Source organism: Aeromonas sp., assembly GCF_050633025.1.
In the GTDB taxonomy this organism is placed as follows: domain Bacteria; phylum Pseudomonadota; class Gammaproteobacteria; order Enterobacterales; family Aeromonadaceae; genus Aeromonas.
This window is the reverse complement of record NZ_JBODRQ010000182.1, coordinates 1-5,318: the sequence shown is the minus strand read 5'-3', so window position 1 is coordinate 5,318 and position 5,318 is coordinate 1. Positions and strand designations below refer to the sequence as shown.

General features: G+C 58.9%; 4 protein-coding genes. 3 read left to right on the top strand and 1 reads right to left on the bottom strand.

Annotated elements, in window-relative coordinates:
* The coding region (gltX, locus tag ACRAUW_RS16625) for a glutamate--tRNA ligase (RefSeq protein ID WP_431363167.1) at window positions 1–1,409 on the bottom strand (1,409 nt) is incomplete at its 3' end.
* Between the two features lie 273 nt (window positions 1,410–1,682).
* Between gltX and ACRAUW_RS16620 the strand changes: the two genes are divergently transcribed.
* From ACRAUW_RS16620 to ACRAUW_RS16610, 3 genes are all read left to right on the top strand, one after another.
* Window positions 1,683–3,785, top strand: a complete 2,103-nt coding sequence (locus ACRAUW_RS16620; protein WP_431363166.1) for a methyl-accepting chemotaxis protein — start codon at window positions 1,683–1,685, stop codon at window positions 3,783–3,785.
* A gap of 99 nt (window positions 3,786–3,884) precedes the next feature.
* Window positions 3,885–4,553 carry a LysM-like peptidoglycan-binding domain-containing protein gene (locus tag ACRAUW_RS16615; protein WP_431363165.1) on the top strand — a complete coding sequence of 223 codons (669 nt, stop codon included), beginning with the start codon at window positions 3,885–3,887 and terminating at the stop codon, window positions 4,551–4,553.
* Between the two features lie 273 nt (window positions 4,554–4,826).
* The gene (locus tag ACRAUW_RS16610) at window positions 4,827–5,036 is read left to right on the top strand and encodes a cold-shock protein (RefSeq protein WP_005338972.1); all 210 of its coding nucleotides are present in this window, start codon (window positions 4,827–4,829) and stop codon (window positions 5,034–5,036) included.
* Window positions 5,037–5,318 lie beyond the last annotated feature (282 nt).

The following is a 5,318-nucleotide window of genomic DNA, read 5'->3' as shown; positions in this document are numbered from 1 at the left end:
GCAGCCATGCGGGCTTCGATGTAGGCCAGTGCGCGATCGATACGCGCCAGTACCCGTTCTTTGCCGACCAGCGCCATCACGGCGTCGATGCCGGGGGACTGGCCCAGACCGGTGACAGCCACGCGCAGCGGCATGCCGACCTTGCCCATGCCCTGACCCAGCTCGGCGGCAGTGGCTTCAATCAGCTCGTGCAGCGCTTCGGTGGTCCAGCTATCCAGTGCAGCCAGCTTGGTCTTGGCCAGAGCCAGCGGCTCGGCAGCCACGCCACGCAGGTGCTTCTTGGCAGCCGCTTCGTCGATCGCCTCAAAATCTTCGAACAGGTAGCGGCTCTGGGCGGCCATCTCGACCAGAGTGTTGCAGCGCTCGGCCAGCAGGGTGACTACCTCGGCCAGCGCCGGGCCATTGCTGGTGTCGATCTTCTGGTTTTCCATGTGCCATGCCAGATGCTTGGCAACATAAGCCGGATCCAGGCTGCGCATGTAGTGGTTGTTCAGCCACAGCAGCTTGTCGGTGTTGAAGGCGGAGGCAGACTTGGAGATGGCATCCAGGCTGAACAGCTTGATCATCTCTTCCAGGCTGAAGATCTCCTGATCGCCGTGGGACCAGCCCAGACGCACCAGGTAGTTCAGCAGCGCTTCCGGCAGGTAACCATCGTCGCGGTACTGCATTACAGAGACTGCACCGTGGCGCTTGGAGAGCTTGGCACCGTCATCACCCAGGATCATGGAGACGTGGGCAAACTCCGGTACCGGCGCGTTCAGGGCCTTGTAGATGTTGATCTGGCGCGGGGTGTTGTTGATGTGGTCTTCGCCACGCACCACGTGGGTGATCTCCATATCCCAGTCATCGACTACAACACAGAAGTTGTAGGTCGGCGCGCCGTCGGTACGGCGAATGATCAGATCGTCCAGCTCGGTGTTGGCAAACTCGATGCGGCCACGGACGTGGTCATCGAACACCACTGAACCTTCGGTCGGGTTGCGGAAGCGGATCACGTGCGGCGCATCGGCCGGGTGGTCATGGGCGTGGTCGCGGCACTTGCCGTCGTAGCGGGGCTTCTCGCCGTTGGCCATCTGGCCTTCACGCAGCGCTTCCAGACGCTCCTTGGAGCAGTAGCACTTGTAGGCGCGGCCATCAGCCAGCATCTCGTCGATCAGACCGTTGTAGCGATCGAAGCGCTTGGTCTGGTAGTAGGGGCCCTCATCCCAGTTCAGCTCCAGCCATTCCATGCCCTCAATGATGGCGTCGATCGCCTCCTGAGTGGAACGTTCCAGGTCGGTATCCTCAATACGCAGCACGAACTCACCGCCCTGGTTCTTTGCAAACAACCAGGAATAGAGTGCGGTACGGGCACCGCCGACATGCAAAAAGCCGGTCGGGCTGGGAGCAAAACGGGTTTTGACTTTCATCTTTAAGCCTTGTGTAGAGGGCCTTGGGCCAATTCGTTAAAAAAACCGTCGCATTTTAGCACCGACAATCACGGATGGGAAAACCATGACGCCATTGCGGGCTAAAGTAGGGAATTAAATCTGTCGCCATTTGTATCTGTAACCCGATATTTGAAGAGGATCGCAAAACAGAAGCCCCGTTTCCGATTTGCTATGCACAATACTGGAGAGCTGCCTCCTCCGGTCGATACCCAAATAACGCTCACCACACTTCTCACGAACAAGGAAGAGACGATGCAGTTCCGTTCTATCCAGAATCGCATTCTTGTGATGGCCGGGATCGCCATGACCGCAGCCCTGGTCATCCTGATCCTGCTCAACCAATACTCCGGCCAACAGACCCAACAACTCACCATCAGATCCAGCCGTGAAGCGCTGCAGCAGGAGGCATGGCAGAAGGTCAGCGCCAATGCCCGCGCAGAGGCGGCCACCATCACCCAGTTGCTGCAAAAAGGGCTCTCCTACACCCAGCAGATGGCCAGCGCCCTCGCCCTGCAACAACAGGGAAAACTGCCGCTGGATCGCCAGCAGGCGACCGACCTGCTCAAGGCACAACTGGCGCTGGATCCCCAGCTTTATGGCACCTTTGCCGGCTTCGAGCCCAACGGTTTCGACGGTCAGGATGCCGTCTTCGCAGGCCAGCGTGCGCTAGGCAGTGACGACAAGGGGCGCTTCGTGCCCTACTTCTATCGCGACAAGGATCAAGTCGGCACAGATCTGCTGTTCTCCATCGAAAAAAACGACCCGGACGAATTCGGCAATCCCGCCAACGACTACTACGCCTGCCCGAAACGGGAGGGGCGCTCCTGCCTCATCGATCCCTTCAAGGTGGATATCAACGGCCAGCAAGTACTGGTGAGCACCATCACCACCCCCATCATGGTGGATCGTCAGTTCAAAGGGATCGCAGCGCTGGACTTGGCAGTGGACTCCATCAGCCGTCAGGCCAAGAGCCTCAACAGCAATATCTATGATGGCCAGGGGGAGACCCTGATCGTCAGCGCCGCCGGTGTCATCACCGGCACCAGCGGCGATGCCAGCCTGCTCGGCAGCAGCGCAAGTAAGGTGCTGGGCAACCAGTGGCTGCAGTACCTAAAACCGGAAGTTCAGCGTCAGGAGCTGGACGAGTCATTCCGTATTTCCGTCCCCATCATGGTGCCGGGAATGAGCCGCAACTGGGCCATCATCGTCACCCTGCCCTACAAGGTGGTACTGGCAGGAGCTGATCAGCTGGAGAGCCAGCTCAATGAGATGAACCGCACCGCTGTGAGCCAGCAGCTGGTCGGCGCCTTTATCGTACTGGCGCTGGCGCTGGTCACCATGCTGGTGATTGCTCGCAGCATCACAGGCCCCATCCGTCAGATGGTCAGCCTGGTGGATGACATCGCCGATGGTGAAGGGGATCTCACCAAGCGCCTCGCAACCCGCTCGGTGGATGAGTTGGGGGAGCTCGCCAAGGGGATCAACCGCTTTATCGACAAGCTGCAAGGGCTGCTCGGGGATGTGCTCAAGACTGCTAGCGAGGTGAACCGCTACGCCGGTGACACCGACCGCATCGCCGGTCAGACCGACAGCAACCTGCACCACCACCAGGCGGAGATGGAACAAATGCTGACCGCGGTACAGGAGATGTCCTACGTCAGTCAGGAGGTCGCCACCCACGCCAACAACACCGCCGACTCGGCCAAACAGGCGCAAAGCGCGGCCGATCAGGGCAAGGAGCGCTTCCAGCAGGTGATCCTGTCGATGCACAAGGTCGCGGCAGAGGCCGGTAAAGGGGCCGAAGTGGTGGAAGGGCTGGCCCACGACAGCGCCCAGATCACCAGCATCCTCACCGTCATTCAGGGGATTGCCGACCAGACCAACCTGCTGGCCCTCAACGCAGCCATCGAGGCTGCCCGGGCTGGTGAACAGGGGCGCGGCTTTGCTGTGGTGGCCGACGAGGTACGCAAACTGGCTGGCAATACCCAGCAGGCGGTACAGAACACCCAGGAGCTGATCGAGAAAATCCGCCACAGCTCCACCAATGCGGTCAATGCCATCACCCAGAGCCAGCAGCTGACCCATCAGGCGGTGAGCGAAGCGGATCTGGCGGAAGAAGCGATCGGCAGCATCTACCAGGCCATCTCCACCATCAACGACATGACCTACCAGATCGCCTCCGCCGCCGAAGAGCAGAGCTCGGTCTCCGAGACCGTCTCCGGCAACCTGTCAAAAACCAACGCACTGGCCAACGACATTGCTCAGGATGCGACCGACACGGCCAAAGCCAGTCAGGCTTTGCGTCAGGCGGCCGATGAATTGCAGCAATTATTGGGTCAATTTCGTCTCAGCTGATAATTTTCCGCCTCAGGACTCTCCCCCTCGGGGGCGAGTCCGTTTACCATAGGCGACGAATTTGCCTGATGGCAGGCAATGTAGTGAGAGGTAAATGCCGTGCCCACCCCGGACCGTCGCCCACGAGGCCATAACAGACGAGCCCAGCAGCGTCGCCAAGACGAATCACAAGTATCCCTGCTCCATCGTATCAATGCAGCAACAGAGTCCTTGCGCCAACGATTTGGCAAGAAAGAGCAACAGCCCGCCCCACGCAGCCAGAGTGCCAGCACAGGCAAATTCAAGCTGGGCAGCCCGCTGCCGCGCAAGAACACCATAGGTCTGATGATCCTGATCCCGCTCTGGCTGCTGGTACTGGCCTGGGAGCCTGCTCCGTCCGCCCCCAAGGCCGCCCCTTCCGGCTCGCTGGAAGTACCGCTGGCCGTGCCTGCTCAGGCTCTAACTGTCGGCAATGGCGCGGCAGGCAGTGCAGCCGTACCAGCCAAACCGGTCGAAGAGAAGGTTGATGGCACCTGGCTGCAACACGATGTGCAAGCCGGAGAAACGCTCTACTCCATCTGGCGCAAATTCGAGTTGCCAGGTGCCGAGCTGAGCCGCCTGATCGCCATCGAGGGGCCGGATCGCCCCCTGACCCGCCTGCAATCGGGCCGCGCCATCTTCATCCTGGTGGACGACACCCGCCGCATCCAGCGGGTGGAGATCCGCTCCTACGGTCAGGCCATCTATCGCTACGACCGGCAGGGCGAAGGGTTCGCCCTCAAAGAGTAACAACACGGGAGGCGCTGGCCTCCCGTTTTTTTCAGTCAAAAATCTTCAAATAAGCTACTGACTTCACAATATTTTTAGCTTGTTCAAAAAACGAAAGGGGTCAAATTGACAAGGATCGGCGCTAACGTACAATCGTTTGTGCTTTAGACAGGGATTGTTCTACGTGCTACTGGGACAAAGAGACGTGGTCAGTCATGAGCCAACCCCTGCTTGCGAGGCAAATGCAGCCCAGCACGGGCTTAGTTTCATTTTGTTATTGATAGGATTTAGCACATGTCTGACATTCGCACCGGCCAGGTAAAATGGTTCAACGAAACCAAGGGTTTTGGCTTTATTGAACAATCCCAGGGTCCGGACGTATTCGTTCACTTCTCCTCCATCCAGAGCACCGGTTTCAAAACCCTGGCTGAAGGTCAAAAAGTCCAGTTCACTGTGACCCAGGGCAAAAAAGGCCCTCAGGCTGAGAACGTTACTCTGGTCTAAGCCCGCGCCAGTGAACCATGCAGGAGGAGCCAAGGCCCCTCCTCTTTTTTCCCGCAATTCTCGCCTCCCACCACCTGTCACAACCGCTTGCCTCGATCAGCCCATAGAGTAAGCCCCCCTTGTTTGCAGAAGGCGGCAGAGACACGCTGAGTAAACGCCAGATACGACAAAGCATCGCAACGCGATGTGAAAGGCAATTCAAAGGGATTATGAAAACTTCGAAGAGAGATTGGAGCGGGAAACGAGACTCGAACTCGCGACCCCGACCTTGGCAAGGTCGTG